This window comes from Salinibius halmophilus, from assembly GCF_003577475.1.
GTDB classification, from domain to species: Bacteria; Pseudomonadota; Gammaproteobacteria; order Pseudomonadales; family Natronospirillaceae; genus Salinibius; species Salinibius halmophilus.
Genome location: NZ_QPEP01000030.1, coordinates 1 through 759, shown reverse-complemented (window position 1 = coordinate 759; position 759 = coordinate 1). Strand labels below are relative to the sequence as shown.

Annotated in this window: 2 protein-coding genes; both read right to left on the bottom strand. The window is 45.6% G+C overall.

Going from position 1 to position 759, the window contains the following annotated elements:
* Positions 1 to 32 precede the first annotated feature (32 nt).
* Positions 33 to 284 (bottom strand): hypothetical protein, encoded by a 252-nt coding sequence (locus tag DUW71_RS17500; RefSeq protein WP_119396564.1) that lies wholly within the window; start codon positions 282 to 284, stop codon positions 33 to 35.
* A gap of 26 nt (positions 285 to 310) precedes the next feature.
* Positions 311 to 667 carry an IS66 family insertion sequence element accessory protein TnpB gene (tnpB, locus tag DUW71_RS17495; RefSeq protein WP_267896680.1) on the bottom strand — a complete coding sequence of 119 codons (357 nt, stop codon included), beginning with the start codon at positions 665 to 667 and terminating at the stop codon, positions 311 to 313.
* Between the last annotated feature and the right edge of the window lie 92 nt (positions 668 to 759).

Sequence of the window (759 nt, the reverse complement as noted above, 5' to 3'; positions counted from 1 at the left end):
GCTTAAGTGCGGTTTTGTCTTGGAAAAACAAGCTAGATTGTTGCATGATATCCAGTCACGAGGTCAATTTTACTCGGCGTATATTTTAACCTGTTTTTTCGGAGGTTTTTAGAGGTGCCCTTAACGCCAAATAGCTCGCGTTTGAGCCACAAGTTTTCAGACGTTAATGTGGCAATCGTTGCCTGCATCGCTGCCATTTGTTCACGCAGCAAATCCGCCTCATTCTGGTGGAATAAGTCGGATTGAGGCGGGGTGAAAACTGGCTTGGAAGTGGCGTCATTCATGGGCTGAGATGATACCACAAAGCCATCTAATTGGGTGAGATATTTGGTGTTTTATAGCGTTTAAATTGGCGATATTTTTCGACTTTCACGCCTGCCAAAATATGCTGCAAGTCTAATGCTGAAAGACGCCGTTTAGCAGAAGTAGATTGCGCATAATTGAACTGCCCTTGGGCTAACCGCTTACACCAAATGCAATATCCTGTTGGCTCAAAATAGAGGATTTTCATTTGGGTTTTATTGCGATTGATGAAGACAAAATACCCCTGCTGTGGGCTTTCGTTCATTTGCTGCTTAATCAGCCCTAACAAACCGCGATAAGACTTTCGCATGTCGGCAGGTTGAGTGTAGAGCCAGATGCTTGCTGCAGGACTTGGTGAAAACACTATTGCTGGCTCAGCCGAAGTTCCACGCCGTTACCCAGGCAGAGGGTAATATTCCAAGCCCCCGTACCTGCCATCGCGCTTAAATCGATAAA